The sequence below is a fragment of the Kitasatospora sp. NPDC059803 genome, from assembly GCF_042732255.1.
Classification (GTDB): Bacteria; Actinomycetota; Actinomycetes; order Streptomycetales; family Streptomycetaceae; genus Kitasatospora.
The window spans coordinates 1-2,183 of sequence record NZ_JBHWIJ010000540.1 but is presented as its reverse complement, the minus strand read 5'-3'; the positions used below and the strand labels follow the sequence as shown (position 1 = coordinate 2,183).

Genomic DNA, 2,183 nt, shown 5'->3' with positions numbered 1-2,183 from the left:
GGTCTGTTGGTCTTGTGGAGACCTCCTTGTGCCAGTGGGTGTTGGGTGGCGGTGTGGGGGTGTGGGGGCTCGAGGGGTGGCGGGGGCGCCGGCGCCCCGCCTTTTCGCGTTTCTCGCGCTTTCCGCATTCCGTCCCGCTCTAGGAACTCCAGGAGAACGATCACCGTGCAGCTCGTCGTCGGCAAGATCGGCCGCGCCCACGGCATCAGGGGGGACGTCAGCGTCGAGGTCCGCACCGACGAGCCGGAGCTCCGGCTCGGCCCCGGTGCCGTCCTGTTCACCGACCCCGCGTCGGTGGGACCGCTGACCATCGAGTCCGGCAAGGTGCACAGCGGCCGGCTGCTGCTGCGCTTCGTCGGCGTCAAGGACCGCAACGCGGCGGAGGCGCTGCGGGGCACGCTGCTCATCTCCGAGGTCGACCCGGAGGAGAGCCCCGAGGACCCGGAGGAGTACTACGACCACCAGCTGATCGGCCTGGACGTGGTGCTGCTCGACGGCACCCTCGTCGGCGAGCTGACCGAGGTCGTCCACCTGCCGTACCAGGACCTGCTCACGGTGGAGAAGGCCGACGGGACGGAGGTGCTGGTGCCCTTCGTCCGCCAGATCGTGCCGACCATCGACCTGGAGAACCAGCGCGTCGTGATCACCCCGCCGGTAGGCCTGATCGAACCCGAACAGGCCGAGGTCGCCCGTGGCGCTTCCGCCGAGGGCGAGGACGCCGAGGACACCGAGAGCGCTGAGGGCGCCGAGGTTGTCGACGGCGCCGAGGGCGCGGCCGGTGCCAAGGGCGCGGAGGGGTCGAAGTGACGGTGGAGGAGGGCGTCGCGCAGGTCCAGAACGGGATGCGGATCGACGTCGTCTCGATCTTCCCCGAGTACCTGGAACCGCTGAACATCTCGCTGGTCGGCAAGGCCCGCTCCCGCGGCCAGCTGGACGTGCACGTCCACGACCTGCGCGAGTGGACCCACGACGTGCACCGGACGGTGGACGACAGCCCGTACGGCGGCGGCCCCGGCATGGTGATGAAGCCCGAGCCGTGGGGCGAGGCGCTGGACGCGGTGGTCGCCGGCGGGCCCGAGGGCCAGCTGCCGACGCTCGTCGTGCCCACCCCCAGCGGGCGGCCGTTCACGCAGGAACTCGCCCAGGAGCTGGCGAGCCGCCCCTGGCTGGCGTTCACCCCCGCCCGGTACGAGGGCATCGACCGGCGGGTCATCGAGGAGGCGGCCACCCGGATGCCGGTGGTCGAGGCCTCGATCGGCGACTACGTGCTGGCCGGCGGCGAGGTCGCCGTGCTGGTGATGGTCGAGGCGATCGCCCGGCTGCTGCCCGGGGTGCTCGGCAACGCCGAGTCCCACCGGGACGACTCCTTCGCGCCCGGCGCGATGGCGGACCTGCTGGAGGGCCCGGTCTACACCAAGCCCGCCGAGTGGCGCGGCCGGACCGTGCCGGACGTGCTGCTCAGCGGAAACCACGGCCGGATCGCCCGCTGGCGGCGGGAACAGGCCTTCGCCCGGACCCTGGCGAACCGCACCGACCTGGTCGAGCGCTGGCGCTACGGCGCCTTCGACAAGAAGGATCGGGAGGCGCTCAGCATCCTCGGCCTGGCCTGGGACGAGGAGCTCGGCCGATTTCGGTCCGTGGCCGTTGGTGTGGAAGAATAGGCCGCTGTTGTCTGTCGCTGGGCCCCCTTCGTAGGGGCCACGTGGACCGGCGCCCTCGCCACGGGGGGATCGTCGTCAGCCGATGCGGCCCGCAGCAAACCCCATTGTGACGAACTTCCGTGGGCGGCCCGTGGCGCCTGCGATGGAGAGCAACATGAGCAACAAGCTCGCTGCTGTCGACGCGGCCTCGCTGCGTAGCGACATTCCGGCCTTCCGCGCCGGTGACACCCTGAAGGTCCACGTCCGGGTCATCGAGGGCAACCGCTCCCGTGTCCAGGTCTTCCAGGGCGTCGTCATCCGCCGCCACGGCGCCGGCGTCGGTGAGACCTTCACCGTTCGCAAGGTCAGCTTCAACGTCGGCGTGGAGCGCACCTTCCCGGTGCACACCCCGGTCGTCGAGAAGATCGAGGTCGTGACCCGCGGTGCGGTTCGCCGCGCCAAGCTGTACTACCTGCGTGACCTCCGCGGCAAGGCCGCGAAGATCAAGGAGAAGCGCGACCGCTGATCCACCGTCCCCCGGCC

Annotated in this window: 3 protein-coding genes; all 3 read left to right on the top strand. The window is 71.0% G+C overall.

Annotated features, from left to right (window positions below; all coding sequences use genetic code 11):
• Nucleotides 1-165: 165 nt before the first annotated feature.
• The 3 genes from rimM to rplS all read left to right on the top strand — a co-directional run bounded on the left by rimM (nucleotide 166) and on the right by rplS (nucleotide 2,166).
• Nucleotides 166-807: a ribosome maturation factor RimM gene (gene rimM, locus ACFV6I_RS39275; protein WP_380431053.1), complete on the top strand. Its 642-nt coding sequence runs from the start codon at nucleotides 166-168 to the stop codon at nucleotides 805-807.
• A 35-nt stretch (nucleotides 808-842) separates the two neighbouring features.
• Nucleotides 843-1,661 (top strand): tRNA (guanosine(37)-N1)-methyltransferase TrmD, encoded by an 819-nt coding sequence (gene trmD, locus ACFV6I_RS39270; protein ID WP_063351119.1) that lies wholly within the window; start codon nucleotides 843-845, stop codon nucleotides 1,659-1,661.
• A gap of 154 nt (nucleotides 1,662-1,815) precedes the next feature.
• Entirely contained in the window at nucleotides 1,816-2,166 is a 351-nt protein-coding gene (gene rplS / locus ACFV6I_RS39265; RefSeq protein ID WP_063347674.1) for a 50S ribosomal protein L19, read from the top strand.
• Nucleotides 2,167-2,183: the final 17 nt, after the last annotated feature.